Here is a 21,895-nt window from a genome sequence, read left to right as displayed (position 1 = left end):
CGCACCGCGGTCGGCGTGCTGGCTCCCGGGGCCTTCGGCGGGCGACGAGGACAGGGCCGGTCCGCCACGGGCCGACTACAGATCCTCGGCGAAGTCCGCCTGCAGGGCGCGGAACACGTGCAGCCCCAGCCACAGCAGGGCGAGGGAGATCACCCCGGCGACGGCGAGATGTTCCAGGTAGAACGTGTAACCGGGGTTCGCCAGGATGGGGGCGGRGCCCGTCGAGTTACCCGGGGGTGGATCGTAGATCGCCCGCTGGAACGTGATGACCACGACGGCCATCGGGTTGAGCAGATACACCCAGGTCAGGTCGRCCAACCTGTTCTGGATGAGGCCGAAGGCGTACACCATGGGATTCAGCCAGAACCAGGCKAGCAGCGCCACGTCGAGCAGATGGGCGGTGTCGCGGTAACGCACGTTGAGCGCGCTGACCAGCAGGGACAGTGCCACGGTGAAGGTGAGGGCGACGGCTCCGGCCGGGACGAGCAGCAGCAGCTCGGGGCCGARCAGGCTGTAGCCGAGCGCGAGGATCACCACGAACAGGACCAGCAGTTGCAGCAGGAAGTGCACCGCGGCGAAGCCGACCGCCGACAGGGGGAGCACGGCGAGGGGAAAGCGGACCTTCTTGACGAGGTTCGCGYTCGCCACGACGCTGCCGCAGGACGCGGACACGCTGCCCGAGAAGGCGTTCCAGACGAGCAGCCCGGACATCAGGTAAATACCGAAGCGGGGGATTCCTGATTTCAGCACGATCTGGAACACGAAGGTATACACGACGAGAAGGAGCATCGGGTTCGCCAGTGACCAGGCGAATCCCAGCGTCGACCCCTTGTACTTGACCTTGAGATCCTTGCGGATGAGATTGCGCAGCAGTTCCCAGCGCACCCTCGTCTGGGCCCGGCTGCGACGGGCCAGCCGGCTCACGTCCAGCGCGTGATGGTGCTCCGGCCCGGGCGGCCCTGKCGGACCGGTCTGCGGCTCCGGGGCGGACGGAGCCACCGGCGGCAGCGCGGCGTCAGCCAGATGTGACACGGCCCGCCCTCCCCGTCTCCCGAACGCGCGGGTACCGCTCGCCGCCATGGCGCGACTGGAGCTGCACCTGTCCGCTCCTCCTCGACACTTCGGCTCGACACTTCGGCTCGACACTTCGGCTCGACACTTCGGGGACCTGAACACTACCGAGACCGAGGCGCCCCTGGTTCGTCCCACGTCCAAGCGGGTTCCGCGACTCGACCGGCCGTCTTTTCCGGCTACCGAGAGTATCGCCCTGCTTGCGGAAGAATAGTCAATGGTGTCCAGGGTCGAACTGGCCCGCTTCTCGTCAGAATCGGACGGTACCGTGCCATCGCCGGGCGGGCGACGCCACCCACTCCGGTGGCCGACGGCCAGAGCACGGTTCAYAGTATTGATCCGTCCATCTGGCTTCGGCCGGCCGAGGCCGCGGGGGAGAATCCCGACGCACGCCGGCCGTCGTGGCTGACCCGGCGGAGGCGGTCGTAACCGGCCGCATGGAGCGGTCGTAACCGGCCGCACGGAGAGGACGGTCGTGTTCACCGACGTCCGGCTACGCGAAGTGTGGTCGCACCTGGAGTCGGGCGGGGCACAGGCCCTGACTCTGGATGTCTTCGACACCCTCCTGTGGCGCATGGTGCCAGAGCCCGCCCATGCCTTCGTGCTGTTGGGCCGGCGGCTCGCGGACGCGGGCCACCTGCCCGCCAGCGTCTCCCCGGGCGAGTTTGCCCGGCTGCGGGTCCACGCCGAGCAGCTGGCCCGCCTGCACGCCGAGGCCACCCGCGGTACCCATGAGGTGCGGCTGGACGAGATCTGGCAGCTGCTGCTGCCTGCGCTACCCGGTGCCCCCGGCGTCCAGGACCTCCTGGACGCAGAGGTCGCGGTCGAACGCGAGCTCTGCCGCGCCGACCTCGCCGTGGTGGAGCTCGCCGAGCTCGCCATGACGAAGCTCGGCCTGCCGGTCTACCTGCTGTCCGACACGTACTTCTCGGCCGGCCAGCTCGAACGGCTGCTGAACCGGCCGGAGCTGGCCGGCGTGCCCTTCACCCACATCTTCACCTCCTCCGACGCAGGGACGTCGAAGAGTGACGGGCTGTTCCAGCACATGCTCGCAGCGTCGAACCTGCGGCCGTCCCGGGTCGTGCACCTTGGCGACCACCCCGTCGCCGACGTCGAGGGCGCCCGCGAGCACGGGCTTGTCGCCATCCATTACCCGAAGTACTCCGGGGCGCTGGAGCAGACCCTTGAGCTCGAGGGTCTGCGTAAGGCGCCGAGCGACGACCTCCCGATCGACCCGGTAGACGGCGACTACGGGATGACCGCGTTGCGAGCCCGGTCACTGCACCGTGCCGACGCCCTCGCGGTCCCCGCGGGGCTGCGCCGGTACTGGGAGGCCGGCGCGACGGTCTTCGGGCCGGTCTTCACCGGTTTCGCGGAGTGGGCTGTGGAACGGGCCCGTGACTTCGGCGCCGACCACATCCACTGCCTGATGCGGGAGGGCGACTTCCTTTCCCGCCTGCTCGTCGGTCCCGGCGAGGATGTCGGGGTCACCATTTCGACGCTGTGGGCGTCGCGGCAGGTGTGCGCGCTGGCCAACGTCTTCGAGGGCAACCCCGAGGAGCTCAGGAGCTTCCTGGTCCGTCGGCACGCGCCGAGTGTGGGGCAGTTGYTGCGCCAGCTCGGGGTCCGGCTGGAGAACGTCGCCGGCATCTCGGCGCTGGCCGACCGCCGCCTCGACGTGCCCGGCCTGCTCGACGACACCCTCGAGGCGCTCTGTTCCGATGAGCGGATCCGCAGCGAGATCRTGCTGACCGCGTCCCGCCTGCGTGAGCGTTACGTGCGCTACCTCGACAGCCAGCTACCCGAGAGCGGCCGGGTCGTCTTCCTCGACCTGGGYTGGGGCGGGACGATCCAGGCGCTGCTCACCCGGCTGCTCGCCTCCACCGGCCGCGGGCTGGACATCCTCGGCCTGTACCTGGCTACGAACCAGGCGGCGATGACGCACCGGTTGGCCGGTCTGGAGCTGGAGGGATATGTTGCGACAAGCGGTCAGCCCGAGACCCTGGCGAACCAGCTCATGCGTAGCCCCGAGGTACTCGAGCAGCTTTGCATGCCCGACGTCGGGTCACTGGTCTCCTTCGACGAGATGGGTAATCCGGTGCTCAGCATCGACCGGACCTCGCGGACGCAGGTCGCCCAGCGAGCCGCCGTCCAGGACGGCGTCCTGGCCTTCCAGCGGGAATGGCTGCGTTACCGGCGCTCGGAGACCCCGATGCCGTCGCTGGCCTGCGCCGGGGCGCGCCAGGCGGGGCTGCGGACGCTGACCCGCTTCGTCGCCCGGCCGACCGCGGTGGAGGCCGCGGCCTTCGGTGCCTGGGCGCACGACGACAACTTCGGCTCCGACGCCACCGAGGGCCTGCTGCCGCCGGAGCTGGTCCGCCGGATGCCGTATCTCACCCCGGCCGACATCGACCGGATCTCCATGCGCGAGCTTTACTGGCCCGCCGGGGTGGCCGGGGTCGCGAACCGGCCGCTGGCCGTGATCAGCGGGCTGGCCGCCGCCGCGGGCATCCCRCCGGAGGAGGTCTCGCCCGAGGCCGCGGCGGGGCCCGTGGAGGTCTACATCGACACGGGCGGGGACTTCGTCAACGGTCCGAAGGAGACGGCGGTCACCCGGTCGGCCCGCGACGGCCTGTCGATCGTCCGGCTCAGCCTGGAGGCGGTCGGGGTACGCCGGATCCGCATCGACCCGGCGGGTCGGCGCGGTCTGCTCCGCCTGGACTGGCTGACGCTGTCCTTTCATATCAACAACACCCCAGAGCCGGACAAGATAACCATCACCTCGCTGGACGATCCCGCCCAGCAGCTCGCCCTCCTCGGCTGCCGGCTGCTCCAGCCGAACCTGGTAGAGATCACCGGGGACGACCCACAGTTCGYCTACACGATCGACCTCGCCACACAGCCGCAGCTCGCCGGGGTCTACGCCCTCGACGTCGAGCTGGCGTTCGGCTGGATGGGCATCCGGGGTGATCCGCTGGCCCTGCCCGCGGCGGAGCCCGCCCGCGACGGTCTGCCGCTGCGGGCGGCCCGCAAGATCCGGCGCGAGCTCGGGGGATCGCGGTGACGGACCACCCGGACTCAGAGCGCAGCGAGGTTCGGGACAGTTTCGCCGAGCTCGCCGCCGTCGCCGCCGGGATGGACGCCGGAACGGACCTCGAGGCCCGACCAGGCACCGGACCGGGCACCGGACCAGGCACGGCGCCCACCTGGCAGGGCGATCATGCCGTCGAGGTCGGGGACGCCGCCGAACCCACGCTGGCGCCCCTGCTCCTGCACTCCCTGTCCGATCTGCGCGAGATCTGGGTGCCGCTGCTGGAGACGTCCGGGGCGCGCAGCATCGCGGAGATCGGTTCCGAGAGCGGGGTCACCACCTCGCTCCTCGTCGACCTGCTGCGCCGTGGCGGTGGCGGGCGGTTAGTGGTCATCGATCCCGAGCCCGGGGTGTCGCCGGCCTCCGGCGGGGGCCTCGATGTGCACGTGATCCGGGGGCACAGCCCGCAGGCGCTCGACGGCCACGCGCCGACCGACGCCTACCTCATCGACGGGGACCACAACTACGCCACCGTGCACGGCGAGCTCACCGAGATCGACCGAGCGGTCACCTTGTTCGGCCGGTCCTACTTTCCCCTGGTGATCCTGCACGACGTCGGCTGGCCGGCAGGCCGGCGCGACCAGTATTACAACCCCGACCGCATTCCCGAGGGCGCCCGGCAGCCGCACTCGTGGGACGTCGGTGTCGAGATCGACAACAGGGAGACGGTTCCCGGGGGATTTCGGGGCATGGGAGCCTTCGCCTGGGCGCTGACCGAGGGCGGTCCGCGTAACGGGGTGCGCACGGCCGTCGAGGACTTCGTCGCAGACCACCCTGACCTGCGTTTCTTCACCGTGGCACCGATCTTCGGGTTGGGCGTGGTGATCGACCGGCGGGCTCCCTGGGCGCGTCGCGTCGCCGACCTGCTCATTCCGTGGGTGTCCAACCGGCTACTTTCCCGCCTGGAGCGCAACCGCATCGACCTCTACCTGCACGTCCTGCGGTTGCAGGACACCGCGGCGGCGGTCGCCCGGGCGCGGCAGCGGGAGTGGGCGCGCCTGGACGACGAGCGCAGCCGGCTCGCGGCCATCGAGCTCGAGCACCTGCACCGTATCGCCCAGCTTGAGCAGGAGGTCGCCGAGCTCCGCCGGCGCGAGCAGGAACGCGAGGAGCGGTGGGCCCAGAGCCACTGGGCGGCCGCGGACGTCGACGAGCCCAAGCTGATGCAGGTCGCGCGGATCGCGAACTCGGTGCTGCGGTCCCGGCTGAGCACCACCGGACAGGACCGCCTGGCGAGGGTACAGACGCGGATCGCCGATGCCGGCGCGGGTCGCGGCGCCCTGCCCGCGCTGCGCCGTCGCTCGGCCACCCCGGTGCCACCCCCGCCGGCAGCGGCGCCGCCGGGCATGCGGCGACCGCCCTCGGAGCGGACCTCGGATGGTCAGCAGACCGGTTGGTAGGGCACGTCTGAGATGTGGCGCTGCCATTCGGCATCGGTGATCTGCTTCGACGGGTCGGCGCACGCGGCGGCGATCAGGTCGGCGTCACCGATCCGGCTGATGCGCACGGTGTAGTCGTCGCTTGCCGTGGCGATGCTGTGGCTGTCCGGTGTCCACGCCAGGGCCTGCACCCAGTCCCCGTGCCCGGTGATGGTGCCGATCGCCGGCGGCCGGCCCGGTTCGGTGACATCCCACAGGTGCACCGTGGTGTCCCAGCCCGCGGTGGCCAGGGTCCTGCCGTCCGGGCTGAACGCCACGTCGAACACCCATTTCTCGTCGGCCGGGAAGGAAGCGGTGGCCGCCGGCCGAGACGGATTGGTGATGTCCCAGATTCGGGCCGTACCGTCATAGGCGCCCGTGGCGAGGCGCCGGCCGTCCGGGCTGAAGGCGACCGCCCACACGTAGTCGGTGTGCGCGGTGATGGCCGCGAGCGGTCGCGGCCGGCGCGGATCGGTGACGTCCCACAGCCGGGCCGTCCGGTCGGCGCTGGCGGTCGCCAACAGGTGACCATTCGGGCTGAACGCGACCTCGTTCACCCAACTGGTGTGGCGGTCGAGCACGGACAGTTGACTGGGGCGGCGCGGATCGGTGACGTCCCACAGCCGGGCCGTGTTGTCATAGCCCGAGGTGGCGAGGACCTTCCCGTCCGGGCTGAACGCGGCGTCGAGTACCCAGCCGTTGTGTCCGAGGATGACGGAGAGTTCGACGGGGTGGCGCGGATCGCCGAGGTCCCACAGGATCACCGACCGGTCGTAGCTGACCGTGGCGAGCAGCCGTCCGTCCGGGCTGAACGCCGCGTCGAGCGTCCACGAGGTGTGCCTGGCCAGGGTGGCGAGCTTCACCGGATGGGAACGCGCGGAGATGTCCCACAGCTGGACGAGGTTGTCGGCACCGGTCGAGGCCAGCAGGCGCCCGTCCCGGCTGATGTCCACACCGAGCGCCGACTGCGTGTGCCCGTCGAGCACCGTCGCCGTCGCGGCGGCGAAGGAGGTGCGCAGGGCGGCGCGGGCCTCCCGCACCGGGCTGATGCGGTAGGCCGCCAGGGACAGCCGGGCGGCCAGGTTCGCATCGGAGTTGCGGACGGCCTCGGCGGCCAGAGCGACGCGAGCGGCCGTCTCCTCCCGGCTCGGCCGCCGGTCACTGCCGGTGGTGAGCGCGAATGGTATGAGGGCCGCGATGAGCAGGACCGCGAGGAGCGGGGCGGCCAGCAGCGCGACGCGGCGCCAGTTCCACCGGCCGCGGTCCCGTGCCGACAGGTCGACGGGCGGCCCGGCGCCGACCGACCCGCTTGAGGCAGACCCGCCCGGGGCAGACATCTGTCCGGGCGCGCAGCGGTCCGGGTCGGTCCGCTGCGGGGGCGCGGGCATCGACACCCCGGCACGGATGACGCGGGTCACCTCCGGGTCGGGATGCGTGGTCGGACCCATTCCGACCAGACGCAGGAACAGCTCCTGGGCACTCGGCCGGGTGGCCGGGTCCTTGCGCATGGCCTCTTCGACGATCGGCCGCAGGGCTGGAGCGAGACCGTCGAGCAGTGGTTCGCKGTGTACGACGCGGTAGAGCTGCACCGGCGTCGGCCCGTCCCCGAAGGGGAAGGAACCGGTGCCCGCATAGGTCACCAGGCCACCCCACGCGAAGACGTCCGCCGCCGCCGTCACCGGCTCGCCGTTGGCCTGCTCTGGGGCCATGAACGCCGGTGTACCGATCCGCTGGATCTCCTGGCTGAGCATCGTCGGGGCGTCCAGCGCCCGGGCGATGCCGAAGTCGATGACGCGGGGACCCAAGGCTGAGAGCAGCACGTTGGACGGTTTGAGATCACGGTGTACGAGGCCGGCGCCGTGGATGGCGGTCAGCGCCGCGGCCACGCTGACCGCGACGCGCTCCAGGTCGGCCGACCGCAGCGGGCCGTCCGCGGCCACCGTCTGGGCGAGGGTGAGGCCGTCGRTGTRCTCGGTGACGAGGTAGGGCCGCCCGTCCGGCGGATCGACGACGCCGAGTACCTCRGCGGTGCAGAAGCGGGCGACCCGGCGCGCGATGTCGGCCTCCCGGCGGAACCGGGCCCGGAACTCGGGCACCCGGGCCAGGTCGGGCCGAATGACCTTGACCGCGACGAGCCGGCCGGCGTGCTCGGCGACGTCCGGCCTGCCCCGCCCGAGGAAGACGGTCCCCATCCCGCCCTCACCGAGGCGTCCCAGCAGCGTGAACTGGCCCAGTTCGGTCGGGTCGCCGCTGTCGAGGGGCTCGATGGACGGCCCCGTCAGACCGCTGCCGCCCACCGGGCCGAAGCCCGGCGCCGAGGACGTCCCCCGTCCCGACCGAGCGGCGGGTCCGGAGGGCGTCTCGGGTCCCACGGGGTTCGCTTCGGAGGCGGGGTCGGGTCGAGCGGGCGATGCGGACGGGGGCGCCACCGTCCCCGCGTTGCCCGTCTCCCGCTTGCGGCGCAAGACCCCTCCCGAACCGAGATGGTTGACATCGCGGATCCTATGCGCCTCGGAATCACCATCCGAGGCCCCCGAGCCCCGATGCGCAGCGCCGCCGTGGCCGGTTGCGCCTTGTCCGAGGCCCAGGATTCAGTGTTACTCTCCGTGAGAGAACACGCACGATGGTCGGATGGTTTCCGGTTCCTTGTCGGCGATGCCGGATCAGGGGGAGCGCGGATGCCCCGCGGCGGAGGGGCCCTGGCCGGTGGRCTCCGGACTCGTGCCGGCCGCCGGGCCCGAGCCGGTGACCGCCTTCGAGCCGGTGGTGGCATCCGGCGCGCCGGCGGTCCGCGGCCGTTTCGGCGGCAGGTGCGACGGATACGGCGCGAGGGGTGGAGCCGGCCGCTGTCCCGTCGATGGCGACCGTCCCCTGGACGAGGACGGAGGCTGAGCGGGGGCCCCGCCGGCGGAGCGGGTGGCCGGACCGCCGGTGACAAGGACCCCGATGCAGCAGGCCAGGGCTGCCACGGCGAGGACGCACACCGCGCCGGCAAGCCACGTCAGGGCGCCCTGCGGCCATGGGGCCCACGCCACCATCGCGTCCCACGCGTCGCTGAGGTCGCCGCCCGTGGGTCGCCAGAAGTGCGGAAACACCATCGAGATCGCCCAGGCCTGCAGGGTGGTCGCGCCGGCCAGGAAGAGCAGCGGCATGATCCGGGAGAGATAACGGCCGGTCGCCGCCGCACCCATCCCGACCCCGATCGCCAGCGACGCCAGGCCCGCGTACAGGTAGCGGCCGGAGATCCCGCTGACGTGGAAGTACCTGTCGAAGTTCTTCGCGGACTGCAGGGTCATCAGGCCGAACAGCGCCCAGGTGGGCCAGAGCAGGAACAGCAGGTCCACCCGGATGCGTCCGGTCCGGGCCCGGATGAGGGCGAGGGCGAAGAAGACGATGACGACGGCGGTGCCCGTGCGCACCGGGACCGTCGTCAGGTTGACCTCGAACCATCCGAAGGATCCCCACCAGCGCAGGATCGTCCCGTTGATCAGCAGCTCGGTGTAGGCACCCCAGTCGTCGCCCAGATACTGGCCGAGCGGGAATCCCGGCGTCTCCGGTTGGAAGGTGCCGTAGCGGACGATGTTGACGATCCACCACCAGCCGCCGAGCGCGATCGCCAGCGCGCCGCCAAGCAGCAGCTGGCGCCAGGGCACGCGAAGCGCGGAGGCGGGTGGTCCCGCGGGTTCGGCCTCGGCGAGCAGGAAGGGCTCCGTCCCGGTGGGGTGAGGGCCCGTTGTGCGGGGGCCGGTTGTGCGGGGGCCGGCGGGGTAAGGGGTGGCCGGGTAAGGGGCGATGGCGGCTGGTCCGGTTACTGCCACGGCGACCGCTGGTCCCCGCGCCCACGCAGCCCGGGCGTCGCGTCGGGCCCGGCCCCAGGCGACGAGGTAGGCCAGCGCCGCCATGGGAACCAGCGTGATCGCCAGTGACTTCGTCATCAGGGCGAGGCCGACGAAGACCCCCGTCCAGGTCGCGGTGCGCAGGGAGGTGTCCCCGCGCAGCACGTAGACGATCGAGACCGTGGCCAGGCCGCTGGTCAGAACCAGCAGGTTGTCGTTGTTGACGCTGGATCCGATGTGGGTGAGCTGGGGGATCCCGAGCGGTACCAGGGCGGCACAGATCCCCGCCACCCGGCTGCCACCGCTGAGCCGGTTCGCCCCGGCCCAGGCGAGCAACGGCAACGGCGCGACCATTGCCACGCTGATCAGGCGCAGGATCCCGATGATCTCGTCCCAGCGCAGGTGGTCGCCACCGCCGGGGACGGCCTTGAGAATCATGGCGTCAACCCAGTAGTACAGCGGGGGATGCTGCACGAGCTGCTGGATGCTACCCTCCGGCGCCGGCGTCCGGTCCAACTCCTCCCAGCTGGGACGATCGTGGCGGGGGACGGCGTCGGCCGCGGTGAACGGGCCGGCGGACAGGTCGCGGGGCCGCTCCTCGGATCCGTAGGGGGCAGCCATGATCGCCCCCACGCCGCCCTGCGTCACGATCGCATGGCCCGGATGCGGCCAGCCCTTGCCCTCGACGAGCCGCATCACAGCGTCCACGTGGTTTGGTTCGTCGGGCGCATGGTATTGCGGCATCATCACCGACCAGCCGGCCAGCAGCGCGGTGAAGAGCAGAGTGATCACCCAGATGGCCGCGGGGATGGTGCGGAGAATCCCCCACGGCCGGAAGCGCGTCCCCATCGGGAACACGTCTCCGCCGGCCTCGGCGTCGGCGCGGGCCGTTGCGGTCGAATCCACAGAGTCACCCACGAGTGGCAGAGTCCCATCGGACGAAGGTGGAGTCATGCTACGGACCCCCGATTCCCCGTCGACATCATGGGTGCCCTTCTCCCGTCAGCCCTGGTCGCGCACGGTGGTGAGGGTGCTCCCGGGCGGGTGTCCAGACCGTTGTCGCGGTGTTCCCGGACCGTCAGTGTTCCCGGACCATCAACGTCGCAGCCCGCAACCATCATCCTGACCGCCCGAGGGCCGGTTCACCGTCATTGAATCGGGAGGTCGATACGGATGTCCTCGGCTATCCGGCTGCGAAGTCCGCCGGATAGCAGGACCTGTCGGATAGCAGGATCTGTCGGATTTCGGCGAGGCGAAGATTCCGGTTTAGGCGTGGCCGCGGAGGTGTCCGCGTGGCACGCGGACAGCCGAGGCCGCCTTTGACGTCCGACTGCCCCCGACGTCCGGCTTCCCACCCTGGCGTCCGAGGTCCGAGGTCCGGCGTCCGGAGCGCGTGATCCGGACGCCGGATCAGCGCCAGGAGTCGATGTGGCCGACGATCTTCGCGGGGGATCCGGCGGCGACGGCTTTGGGCGGCACGTCCCGGGTCACCACCGAGCCCGCGGCGACGACGGCGCTCTCGCCGATCGTCACGCCCTTGAGCACGATGGCCCCCGCGCCGATCCAGGCCCGGTCCTCCAGCACGATCGGTCCGCTCATCGGCTGCTCCACGCCGTCGACGACCATCGGGTGAAAGTCGTTGTCGAGTAGCTGGGTGTCCCACGAGACGTTGCAGCAGGCGCCGATCGAGACGCGTTCGCGCACGAGGATCTTGGCGAACCCGTTGATGTTCGCCCCGGGGCCGAGTTCCAGCACGCCCGAGTCGACGACGATCCGCACGCCCCGCTGCAGCGACACGACACCTTCGCAGCGCAGGCGGCCCTCGGGATGCACCCGGATGATCGAGGTATCGCGTCGGGTCGACAGCCCGAACGCGCCGAGCCCCACCCGCAGCGCCGCGCCCTCGGCGAACTCGATGCGCTCCCGGCCTTCGATCACGGTGGGGGAACCGGTCCAGATCGGTTGCCTGTATGCGAGCGGGTAACGCAGCCCGGCCACGAACGAGCGGGCCGAGGTCTCCTGCGCCGCCCGCAGCGAACGAACGTGCCGCACATACTCCCGCAGATCACTTTTGAACGCACCCACGGAGCAACAGTAGGCGCTGCCCAGGTGGCCGGACCGCCCGGCTGTCGGCTCGCCGGGTCGGGCGTGCCACCCTAGAGTCGTGCGCGAGCCCTCGACGGAGCGTGCACCACCGCCACGGACCGGCGATCGGAGCGGGAACGACGACGTCGGACCGCCAGGACGCCGGCCCGGGACGCCGCTGGGCCGGAACGACGACCGGGAGCCACACCGACGTGAGTGTCAGCGCCATCCACCGACCTGAACATCCGCAGGCCGGCACCCCAGTGCAGGCGGCTTCCGGGGACGGCGTCGCCGCCGTCGGTCCGGACGCCCCCTACGTGACCATCGTGCTGCCCTGCTACAACGAGCAGGACCATGTGCTGCTCGAACTCGAGCGCATCACCGCCGCGATGGACGCGAGCGGTTACTCCTACGAGGTCCTGGCGATCGACGACAAGTCGACCGACAACACGCTCGCGGTGCTGCGCGAGGTGGCCCCGCGGTTTCCGCGCATGCGGGTGATGCCGTTCCGCCGCAACGGTGGTTCCGGCACGGCCCGCCGGATCGGGACCCAGGAGGCCCGCGGCAAGATCGTCGTCTGGACCGACGCGGACATGACGTACCCGAACGAGCGCATCCCGGAGTTCGTCCGTTACCTGGACGACAACCTCGACGTCGACCAGGTCGTCGGGGCGCGCCGCACCGAGGAGGGCACTCACAAGTGGGCCCGGGTGCCGGCGAAATGGTTCATCCGGATGATCGCCCAGCGGCTGTCCGGCATGAAGATTCCCGACCTCAACTCCGGGCTTCGCGCCTTCCGCCGGGACGTCTCCCTGCCCTATCTGCGGCTGCTGCCCCCCGGTTTCTCCTGCGTCACCACGATCACGATGTCCTTCCTGTCGAACCAGCATCCGGTGGATTACATCCCGATCGATTACGCAAAACGGTCCGGAACGTCGAAGTTCCATCCCTTCCGGGACGCGCGGCGTTACATCCTTCAGGTGCTGCGGATGGTGATGTACTTCGATCCGATCAAGGTTCTCATGCCGGTCGCCCTGTGGATCATGGGCTTGGGTTTCGTCAAGCTGATCGTGGACCTGATCCGCTACGACTTCCATGTGGCGACGTCAACGCTGCTGGCGATTCTGGTCGGCTTCCAGATCGTCGTGCTGGCGTTGATCGGCGATCTGGTGGCCCGCTCGCGCAGCGACACCTGACCGGCGTGCGCATCGCGATCGTCGGTCCGACCCATCCCTACAAGGGGGGGATCGCGCAGCACACCACCGAGCTCGCGCACCGGCTGTCGGCGCGGGGCCACGAGGTGGCGGTCGAGTCCTGGTCGGCGCAGTACCCCGCGCGGCTCTATCCCGGCGTGCAGCGCGTCACCGAGCCCGAGATGGAGCCGTTCGAGGTCACCCGCTACCCGTTGTCGTGGCGCCGGCCGGACGGATGGATCCGGCTCGGCAGGCGCCTGCGGCGGCAGGCCGACGCGGTGATCCTGGTCGTCGTCACTCCCGTGCAGGCCCCGGCGTACCTGGGCGTCCTCGGCGCACTGCGGGCCCGGGGGCCGCGCGGCCGGGGCACGGCTTCCGGGCGAGCGAGTTCCGGGGGTGCGGACCCCGGGGGTGCGGGTCCCACGGTCGTCGCGCTCTGCCACAACGTCCTGCCACACGAGCGCCGGGCCGTGGACGAACCGCTGACCAGTGCGGTGCTGCGCCGGTCGTCGGCTGTTCTCGTCCACACGCCGGCCCAGGCGGAGCTCGCCGCGCGCCTCACCCCTGCTCCGGTCCTGGTGGCCGAGATGGCCACGCACCTGTGGTCCTCGGCTCTGTCGTCCTCGCCGCCCGGGCCGGTGGCCGGCCGCGGTGGGCCATCCGCCGACGTCACCCGGCGCAACCTGCTGTTCTTCGGGCTGGTGCGGCCGTACAAGGGACTGGACGTCCTGCTGCGGGCGTTGGCCCGCGGGCCGGCGGACGTCCGTCTCACCGTCGCCGGCGAGTTCTGGGGCGGGACGGGGGAGATCGCCCGGCTGGTMGAGGAGCTCGGCCTGGCCACCCGGGTGGACCTGCGGTCGGGCTATGTCGACGCGGCGGAGGTGCCCGCGCTGTTCGCTGGTGCCGACGCCCTGGTGCTTCCCTACCGGGCCGGAACGGCGTCGCAGAACGTCGGTCTCGCGCACCTGCACGGCGTGCCGGTCGTGGCGACCACGGTGGGAACGCTCGCCACCACGGTCCGCGATGGGGTGGACGGTCTACTCGTGCCGCCCGACGACGCGGAGGCGCTGGCGGTGGCGCTGCGGCGGCTCTACGAGCCCGGCGTGCTCGCCGGTTTGCGCTCGAAGGTCATACCGCCGGACGTTGACGGGGCGTGGGAGCGTTACCTTGATGTGACGTTGGGCGCGCTTGGGCGCACATGAGCCGTGGCGCATACGCGAGTCACGGCCCATCCATGGGTCACGGCCCATCCATGGGTCACGGCCCATCCATGGGTCACGGCCCACGGGTGAATCGTGGACTCGGAAGGCGGAGTGGAATGAGCAAGGCGGACCGGATCGGCGGGGCTGACTGGACGGGCGGGGCCGACCTGTGAGCCCGGTGCGGGACGACGCCCTCGCCTTCGTGGGCCATCAGGTACATGTCATGCGCCGCCGGGAGGTCGGCACCCTGCTGTCGTGGGCGGGAGAACTGGCCGGGCGCACCCTGCTCGATGTGGCCGGCGGTGACGGCTACTGGGCCGGCCAGGCCGTCCGTCGCGGGGCTCGGGCGGTGTGCCTCGACCTCGCCCGGCACAAGCTGCAGTTCGGTCGCCGGCTGCGCGGGCATCCCGGGCTCGTCGAGGGGGACGCCTTGGCGCTGCCGTTCGCCGCGGCCACGTTCGACGTCGTCATGTCGGTCTGCGCCATCGAGCACTTCGACGATGGTCCGGYCGCGCTTGCCGAGATGGCGCGGGTGCTGCGTCCGGGTGGCGACCTGGTGATGTCCGCCGACGCCCTCACCCGGGCGGCGTCCTGGCCGGACCTGTTCGACCGGCACCGCGAGCGCTACCACGTCAGGCACACCTATTCCGGCGACCATCTCGCCAAGCTGCTCGATGATGTCGGGCTTGAGGTCATCCGGCAGACGTACATGTTCCGCAGCGAACGCGCCGAGCGGCTCTACCTGACTTTGTCCGCCAAGGGCGGCAGGACGGGATGGAACGCCGCGGCCGTGCTCTCGCCGGCCGTCGCCCTGTCGGACCGGCGGGCTCCCGACACCGCGGGCAGCGTCGTACTCACCCACGCCCGCAGACGGGAGGGCTGAACGATGGCGCCCGCCGGCCGGTCGGCAGGCCCGGGCCCCGGCCGTGAACCGCGCCGGCAGCCGGAGCACGACCCGCGGACGGGCCCGCCGGCGCCCCCCACCTCCCTGCGCAACCAGCGCATCCTCGCCGCCGTCCTGACAGTGCTGCTGTTCGGGCTGATCGTGGCCGGGACGGGTGCCGGGTTCGCGCTCTTCGGCCATCGGGGCTGGGGATACCTGGTCGGCGGGATCTCCTGCGTCGTGATGGTACTCGCGGCTCTGCGCGCCCGCGGCCGCTGACCCGCTGACCCGCCGGCCCCGGCTGTCCGGGGACCGGGCCGGCTGTCCGGGGACGGAGGAGGCAGGGGCAGACTGTGACCCGTGCGTGTGKGTTTCCTTGTCGAGCAGCTGCTCGCGCCGGTTCCCGGCGGGACCGGGCGCTACTCCGCCGAACTCGCGGCGGCGCTCGCCCGCACCGCCGCTCCCGAGGATCGGGTGACCGGGTGGTGTGCCGGGCGCCGAGAGGTCGGTCCGGCCGTGCTGCCCGGCGTCCTCGGTCCGTTCCGGCTCGGTCTGCCTCGCCGCGCACTCGCCGTGGCCTGGGCGCGTGGCGTGGGTCCGGCTCCGACGGGGGTAGACGTCATTCACGCTCCGACCCTGCTGGTGCCACCCGCGGGTGGCACCCGGGGGTTCGTGACCGGTTCGGTGGCGGACGCCCTGCGCGGCCTCGACGACCGGACCGGGTCCCGGCGCGGGCAACGGTCCGGTGGCTCCCGGCGTTCTCCTGGTTATCGGCGTTCTCCTGGTTATCGGTGCTCCCCTGGTTATGTGGACTCATATCCACCTTCCGGACTTTCCGGCGCGCCGCCCCGTCCGTCGCTGGCTTCCTGGGCCTCCGGAACCGTCGCGCCGGCCCTGGGCGATGCCCTGGACCGGCGCCGGCCGCGCCCGAAGCTCGTCGTGACGATCCACGACGCCGTTCCCTGGACGCATCCCGAGACCCTGACCCCGCACGGGGTCCGGTGGCACCGGCTGATGGGCGAACGGGCCGCACGCCACGCCGACGCGATCGTCGTGCCGACGCTCGCGGTGGCGGCCGAGATCGCCCGGCATCTGCCGATCCCCGAAGATCGCCTGCACGCGATCGGGGAGGGAGTCGCCGACGCGGTGGTCCGGGTTCCGCCCGATGCCGACGCCCGCGCCGCGCGGATGGGGCTACCCCCTCCGGGGCGTTATCTACTCACCCTCGCCACGCTCGAACCCCGTAAGGGCCTCGACACCGCGCTCGCGGCGCTGCGACGACCGGACGATCCGGGCCTGCCGTTGGTCCACGTCGGCGCGACCGGTTGGGGTGGGCTGGACGTGCGCGCGGCGGCGGCCAGGCACGGTCTGGGCGCGGACCGGGTGCGCACCCTTGGGCGGCTCAGTGACGAGGATCTCGCCGTGGTCCTGTCCCGTGCGGGCGTATTGCTCGCGCCGAGCCGGTCGGAGGGCTTCGGGCTGCCGGTCGTCGAGGCGATGGCGCACGGTGTGCCGGTCATCGTCTCGGATGCCCCCGCGCTGGTCGAGGTCGGCGGGGACGCCGCCGTGGTGGTCGGGGTGGACGACCCGGCCGCGCTGGGCGCCGCGGTGGCGAAGGTCATGGGCGATCCGGACCTGCGGGGGCGGCTGTCGGAGTCTGGACGTCTCCGTGCCCGGTCATTTACCTGGAAAGGGGCAGCACTGGCGACGTGGGCGCTCTACCGTCGAGTCAGCGGTTCCCCCGCCGTGTCCGTCGCCGACGACGGGCGGGCGTAGTGTTGCCCCCGTTGAGAAGCAAGCGGTCACCGTGAAGCAAGCGACCACCCCGTCGCGGGTGGCGCGTCAGGGAGGGAGCGCCGTGGGACCCCGGGTGCTCGTCGACGCCACTTCGGTCCCGGCCGACCGTGGTGGCGTAGGGCGTTATGTCGACGGGTTGGTCGCGKCGCTGGGCGCGACCGGCGCGGACATGGCGCTCGTCTGCCAACGGTCGGATGAGGAACGCTACAGCCGGATGGCCCCACACGCCACCGTTCTGTCCGGGCCGGCGGCCATCGCCCACCGGCCCGCGCGGTTGGCCTGGGAACAGACCGGGCTGCCACTGGTCGCCGAACAGGTGAATGCCGATGTCATCCATTCACCGCACTACACGATGCCGTTGCGGGCGCACCAGCCCGTGTGCGTGACGATTCACGATGTCACCTTCTTCACCGAGCCCGACATGCACACCGCGGTGAAGGGCACGTTCTTCCGGTCCGCGATGCGCACCGCGGTGCGCCGGGCGGCCCGGATCATCGTCCCCTCGAAGGCCACCCGGGACGAGTTGGTGCGGGTGCTCGACGGGGAGTCGACGACCACCGACGTCGCCTACCACGGCGTCGACACGTCGACCTTCCATCCGCCGACCGAGGAGGACAAGCGGCGGGTGCGCCGCCGGYTCGGGCTCGGCGACTCGCGCTACGTCGCGTTCCTCGGGATGCTGGAGCCGCGCAAGAACGTGCCGAACCTCATCCGGGGCTGGGCCGAGGCGGTGCACTGGCGGGACGAGCCGCCCGCGCTCGTCCTGGCCGGCGGCTCCGGCTGGGACGACGACGTCGATGCCGCCGTCGCCTCGGTGCCGAGCCACCTGCGGGTGATCCGGCCGGGTTATCTGCGCTTCTCCGACCTGCCGGGCTATCTGGGAGGTTCGTCACTGGTGGCGTATCCCTCGCACGGTGAGGGCTTCGGGCTGCCGGTGCTGGAGGCGATGGCCTGCGGCGCCCCGGTTCTCACCACGCCGCGTCTGTCGCTGCCGGAAGTCGGCGGCGACGCCGTCGCCTACACTCAGCCGGACGCCGGCTCGATCGCCCGGGAGATGGGCGCCCTGCTCGATGACGCCGAGCGGCGCAGGCAACTCGGTGAGGCCGGTCTCGCCCGGGCCCGGGAGTTCACCTGGGCGGCCAGCGCCGAGGCGCATCTCGCGAGCTACGCGCGGGCGGTCGCCGAGCACTGAGGCGCCCGTCGGCCCGGCCCCGGGGCAAGGACCGCCGCAAAGGGCGCGCTACGGTCTCCTCGGTGCACAAGGTGCCGTGCGTCGTCACGGGAATGTGTCGGGCRACCGGTGGTGGGCGAGAACGGGCGGGCGAGACATGGGTGTGGATCCGGAGATCCGGGTCGTCGTCGTGACCTTCCGGTCCGGGGAGGTGATCGGAGCCTTCCTCGACTCGCTGGCGAAGGCGACCACGCGGCCCTACGAGGTCGTCGTGGTGGACAACTCGCCGCACCTCGACGAGGGCACGGCGGCGGCCGCCGAGCGGGCCGAGGTGCGCTTGGTGCGCCCGGGTCGCAACCTCGGCTACGGCACCGCGGTCAACCGTGGTGCCGCCGGAGCCCGCGGGCCCTGGCTGGTGATCTCCAATGCCGACATCTCCTTCGCGCCCGGTGCGGTCGACGAACTGCTTGCCGCGGCCGACCGCTGGCCGGGGGGCGGGGCCTTCGGCCCGGGGATCATCAATCCGGACGGGGCGCTCTACCCCTCGGCCCGGGACCTGCCCTCGCTCGGCCGCGGGGTGGGGCACGCCTTGTTCGGCTGGTGTTGGCCGACGAACCCGTGGACGGCCTCCTATCGGCGGGAGCGGGGTCTCCCCCAGGAGATGACCGCCGGCTGGTTGTCCGGTTCCTGCCAGCTGCTGCGCCGGGAGGCGTTCGAGGCGGTCGGCGGGTTCGACGAGTCCTACTTCATGTTCATGGAGGATGTCGACCTCGGCCGCCGCATCGGCGAGGCGTCCTGGCAGTCGGTGTACGTGCCGTCCGCGGTGGTCGAGCATCTCGGCGGACACTCGACGAAGCGGTCGTCACGGCGGATGGTGCTGGCTCATCACCGCAGCATGTTCCGCTACCTGTCCTGGCAGTACCCCGGCAACGCGCGCGCGCCGCTGCGGCTGCTGCTCGGGGTCGGTCTCGTGGTTCGGCTGCTGCTCGCGCTGATCTTCGCCCGGGACAGCGCGGGGGCGAAGGCGACCCGTTCTGCGGATCTGCTTCCCCGGGGTGGTGCCGCGCGGGGCGCCTGAGCGGACCGCGGCCGGCCGATGGCCGGCAGGCGAGTTGCTGGTAGTCATGGATGTCCTGGATGTCCGAGATATTTGGAATATCCGGGCGGCTTGGTGAACCCCGGTCCGACACAACGTGTCGAAACCATGGCATGCCGTTCGTCGTATGGTCCTGACCCCGATCCGTTTTCAGCGTCCACCGCGTGTTCTGCGACACTGACGCCCCATGGACGCAGTGATGCTTGTCGGCGGTCAGGGGACCCGCCTGCGACCGCTCACGATGTCGGCGCCGAAGCCGATGTTGCCGGTCGCGGGGGTGCCGGTCACCGCGCACATGCTGGCTCGCGCGCGAGACGCGGGAATCGACCGGGTGGTGCTCGCCACCTCGTACCGGGCGGAGGTCTTCGAGGAGTACTTCGGGGACGGCTCGGCGCACGGACTCCAGCTGGAGTACGTCACCGAGACCGAGCCGATGGGCACGGGCGGTGCGATCCGCRACGTGGCCGAGCGGCTCCACGGGGGACCGGGCGATCCGGTCGTGATCTTCAACGGTGACATCCTCGCCGGTCTGGACATCCAGGCCCTCGTCGCGCGGCACACGGGGACCGGCGCGGCGGTCACCCTGCATCTGACCCGGGTGGTGGACCCGCGTGCCTTCGGGGTCGTGCCCGTCGACGACGATGGTCGCGTCACCGCCTTCCTGGAGAAGACCCCGGACCCGCCCACCAATCTGATCAACGCCGGGTGCTACGTGTTCCGGCGGTCCGTCATCGACACGATCCCGACGGGACGACCGGTCTCGGTCGAGCGGGAGACCTTCCCGGGACTGCYGGCCGCCGGCACGGCGGTCATGGGTTACCCGGATGACACCTACTGGCTCGACCTCGGAACTCCCGCGGCGTTCGTGCAGGGCAGTCGCGACCTGGTGACCGGCCGGATGGCGTCGCCGGCGCTGCCGGGGCCGGTCGGGGACTGCCTGGTGCTGCCCGGTGCCGTCGTGGCCGCCGACGCCAAGATCGGTGGCGGGGCGACCGTCGGGGCCGGCGCGTGGGTCGGCGCGGGTGCCGCGATCGACGGTGCGGTGCTGTTCGACGGTGCGGTTGTCGAGGCCGGGGCGGTCGTGCGGGACAGCGTGATCGGTCGGGACGCGGTGATCGGCTCCGGTGTCGCGCTCGACGGGGTGGTCATCGGCGACGGGGTACGGATCGAGCGAGGCAACGAACTACGGTCCGGGGCGCGCGTGTTCCCCGGAGTCGTCCTCTCGGCGGGCGCTGTGCGATTCAGCTCGGACCGCACCTGAGCGCAGCCGACCGGTTGCGGGTGGCGGCGGACCACTGGTAGCGCCGCCGCGTTTCCTCACGACGCGGCGGCTGCGGTCCGTCCGTGCGGAGATCTCGCGGACATCCACGGACGGGGAACAAAAACCGTCCGCTGAATGCGGCGATTCCGCGCCGTGGCCGAGGACAATCGCACTCATGAGGTTCAGCGTGGAACGCGACGCGTTCGCCGACGCGACCGGCTGGGCCGCTCGGCATCTGCCCAACCGGCCGGGCCCGGCCCGGAACGTCCTGACCGGCATCCTRCTCGCCGCGGGCCATGGCTCCCCGGCGTCTCCCGGTTCCGCGGCGGTTCCCCTGCCGTCGGGCTCCGCGGCGTCTCCCGGTTCCGCGGCGGTTCCCCTGCCGTCGGGCTCCGCGGCGTCTCCCGGTTCCGCGGCGCCCCTGGGGGCGGCCACGGCCTCGGTCCTGACGATCTGCGCGTACGACACGGAGGTGGCGGTGCGGGCTCCGGTCGCGGCCTCGGTGGACGAACCGGGGCGGGTGCTGGTGCCCGGCCGGCTCCTCACGGACATCGTGCGCAGCCTGCCCGCGACGACGGTCGACGTCGTGGTCGACGGTGACCGGCTGGTCCTGCGCTGCGGCAGCGTCCGTTTCACCGTGCCGCTGATGGACCCGGGTGAGTACCCGCAGCTCCCTAGCTTTCCCGGACCGATCGGCGAGGTGGACACGCTTGGGTTCGCGTCCGCGGTCGGTCAGGTCGCCCCGGCGGCCGGCCGGGATGAGACCATGSCCGTGCTCACCGCGGTCCGGATGGAGATCTCCGGGCGTGGGCTGGCCCTCGTCGCCACCGACCGGTACCGGCTCGCGGTACGCGGCATACCCTGGCAGCCGACAGTCGACGATCCGTGGGCGCTCGCGCACGTGCCTGCCAAGGTTCTCGCCGAGGTGGCCCGCACGCCGACGTCGGCCTCCCGCATCGTGATTGGTCTGGACCTCGACGATCCGTCCGGCGCCCGGCTCGGCCTCGCCGCCGGCGGCCGGCAGACCATCGTCCGGCTCATCGAAGGGACGTTTCCCAACTACCGCAAGCTCCTGCCCGAGGCGGCCGCGCTCGTCGTCACCGCGCAGACCGCGGCGCTCGCCGCGGCGGTCCGTCGGGTGGCCGTCGTCGCCACCCGCACCGGGCCGCTGCGGTTCACTTTCACCCACAACCAGGTCGTCGCCGAGGCCGGGGACGGTGGTGGCGCACAGGCCAGCGAGACGATTCCGGTCGAGTACGCAGGTCCCGAGCTCTCGGTGCTGTTCAATCCGTCCTACCTGCTGGACGGRCTCGGTGCCGTCGAGGACGATCAGGCGACGATCGGGTTCGTTGACGACGATCYGGTCGAGGCCGCCGCGAAACCCGCGGTGCTCACCGGCAAGGACAGCGGCCGCGGCGCTGTCGACGAGGGCGCCTACCGCTACCTACTGATGCCGATCCGCCACGRCGGGGGCTGAGCCGAGGGCCAGGACCGTTCCTCCTGATCGTCTGGTTCGGCGGTCCAGGGTATGGATCCGGGGTGATGAGCCGGCCCGGCCGCGGCCCTGACGAGGACCGGACAGCCTTGTACCCGGATAGCCGGAGACAGGCCACAGATACGCCGAAGAAACACCGTGGGAAATTCGTCCCGCGGCCTCCGCGCGACCCCGCTCGGGTTACCGATGCGGAGAGAACCCGACATCTCCCGTTCGGGATCCGGCCCCTCCTGTTTCCCCGGTTCTTACCTCTGGTGCACTGACGATGTCCGGTGGAGGCTCTAACCTGATCTGGC

15 protein-coding genes are annotated in these 21,895 nt (G+C 71.6%); 11 read left to right on the top strand and 4 right to left on the bottom strand.

Going from position 1 to position 21,895, the window contains the following annotated elements; all coding sequences use genetic code 11:
• Positions 1–75 precede the first annotated feature (75 nt).
• On the bottom strand, positions 76–1,032 hold the full coding sequence (locus Manayef4_RS03695; protein WP_070130605.1) for an ABC transporter permease: 957 nt from the start codon (positions 1,030–1,032) through the stop codon (positions 76–78).
• A gap of 514 nt (positions 1,033–1,546) precedes the next feature.
• Here Manayef4_RS03695 and Manayef4_RS03690 point away from each other — a divergent pair.
• Both Manayef4_RS03690 and Manayef4_RS03685 read left to right on the top strand, forming a co-directional pair.
• Positions 1,547–4,135 (top strand): haloacid dehalogenase, encoded by a 2,589-nt coding sequence (locus Manayef4_RS03690; RefSeq protein ID WP_070130604.1) that lies wholly within the window; start codon positions 1,547–1,549, stop codon positions 4,133–4,135.
• A complete protein-coding gene (locus tag Manayef4_RS03685) occupies positions 4,132–5,562 on the top strand; it encodes a class I SAM-dependent methyltransferase (RefSeq protein WP_011435179.1) in 1,431 nt (476 codons plus the stop codon). The genes Manayef4_RS03690 and Manayef4_RS03685 overlap by 4 nt, the downstream gene beginning before the upstream one ends.
• Here Manayef4_RS03685 and Manayef4_RS03680 read toward each other — a convergent pair.
• From Manayef4_RS03680 to Manayef4_RS03670, 3 genes are all read right to left on the bottom strand, one after another.
• A complete protein-coding gene (locus tag Manayef4_RS03680) occupies positions 5,544–7,877 on the bottom strand; it encodes a serine/threonine-protein kinase (protein ID WP_256388606.1) in 2,334 nt (777 codons plus the stop codon). The two genes, Manayef4_RS03685 and Manayef4_RS03680, sit on opposite strands and share 19 nt — an antisense overlap.
• Positions 7,878–8,243: 366 nt before the next feature.
• Entirely contained in the window at positions 8,244–10,322 is a 2,079-nt protein-coding gene (locus Manayef4_RS03675; RefSeq protein ID WP_254665444.1) for a DUF2142 domain-containing protein, read from the bottom strand.
• A gap of 504 nt (positions 10,323–10,826) precedes the next feature.
• A complete protein-coding gene (locus Manayef4_RS03670) occupies positions 10,827–11,501 on the bottom strand; it encodes an acyltransferase (RefSeq protein ID WP_011435182.1) in 675 nt (224 codons plus the stop codon).
• A 263-nt stretch (positions 11,502–11,764) separates the two neighbouring features.
• Between Manayef4_RS03670 and Manayef4_RS03665 the strand changes: the two genes are divergently transcribed.
• The 9 genes from Manayef4_RS03665 (at position 11,765) to dnaN (ending at position 21,581) form a co-directional block, all read left to right on the top strand.
• On the top strand, positions 11,765–12,697 hold the full coding sequence (locus Manayef4_RS03665) for a glycosyltransferase family 2 protein (protein ID WP_049761042.1): 933 nt from the start codon (positions 11,765–11,767) through the stop codon (positions 12,695–12,697).
• Positions 12,698–12,702: 5 nt separating this feature from the next.
• Positions 12,703–13,896, top strand: a complete 1,194-nt coding sequence (locus Manayef4_RS03660; RefSeq protein WP_070130602.1) for a glycosyltransferase family 4 protein — start codon at positions 12,703–12,705, stop codon at positions 13,894–13,896.
• 169 nt (positions 13,897–14,065) lie between these two features.
• The gene (locus tag Manayef4_RS03655; protein ID WP_070130601.1) at positions 14,066–14,779 is read left to right on the top strand and encodes a class I SAM-dependent methyltransferase; all 714 of its coding nucleotides are present in this window, start codon (positions 14,066–14,068) and stop codon (positions 14,777–14,779) included.
• Between the two features lie 3 nt (positions 14,780–14,782).
• A complete protein-coding gene (locus Manayef4_RS03650; protein WP_011435186.1) occupies positions 14,783–15,058 on the top strand; it encodes a hypothetical protein in 276 nt (91 codons plus the stop codon).
• Positions 15,059–15,139: 81 nt separating this feature from the next.
• Positions 15,140–16,555, top strand: coding sequence for a glycosyltransferase family 1 protein (locus Manayef4_RS03645; RefSeq protein WP_070130600.1), 1,416 nt, complete (start codon positions 15,140–15,142; stop codon positions 16,553–16,555).
• Positions 16,556–16,637: 82 nt separating this feature from the next.
• Positions 16,638–17,768: a glycosyltransferase family 1 protein gene (locus Manayef4_RS03640; RefSeq protein WP_070130599.1), complete on the top strand. Its 1,131-nt coding sequence runs from the start codon at positions 16,638–16,640 to the stop codon at positions 17,766–17,768.
• Positions 17,769–17,904: 136 nt separating this feature from the next.
• On the top strand, positions 17,905–18,825 hold the full coding sequence (locus Manayef4_RS03635; protein WP_023839899.1) for a glycosyltransferase family 2 protein: 921 nt from the start codon (positions 17,905–17,907) through the stop codon (positions 18,823–18,825).
• A 205-nt stretch (positions 18,826–19,030) separates the two neighbouring features.
• Positions 19,031–20,104, top strand: coding sequence for an NDP-sugar synthase (locus tag Manayef4_RS03630; RefSeq protein ID WP_070130598.1), 1,074 nt, complete (start codon positions 19,031–19,033; stop codon positions 20,102–20,104).
• A 175-nt stretch (positions 20,105–20,279) separates the two neighbouring features.
• Positions 20,280–21,581: a DNA polymerase III subunit beta gene (dnaN, locus tag Manayef4_RS03625; RefSeq protein ID WP_070130597.1), complete on the top strand. Its 1,302-nt coding sequence runs from the start codon at positions 20,280–20,282 to the stop codon at positions 21,579–21,581.
• Positions 21,582–21,895 lie beyond the last annotated feature (314 nt).

It is taken from the genome of Frankia sp. CgMI4, from assembly GCF_001756285.1.
Taxonomy (GTDB): domain Bacteria; phylum Actinomycetota; class Actinomycetes; order Frankiales; family Frankiaceae; genus Frankia; species Frankia casuarinae.
The sequence above is the reverse complement of the archived record's forward strand: the minus strand, read 5'-3'. Positions and strand labels throughout refer to the sequence as shown.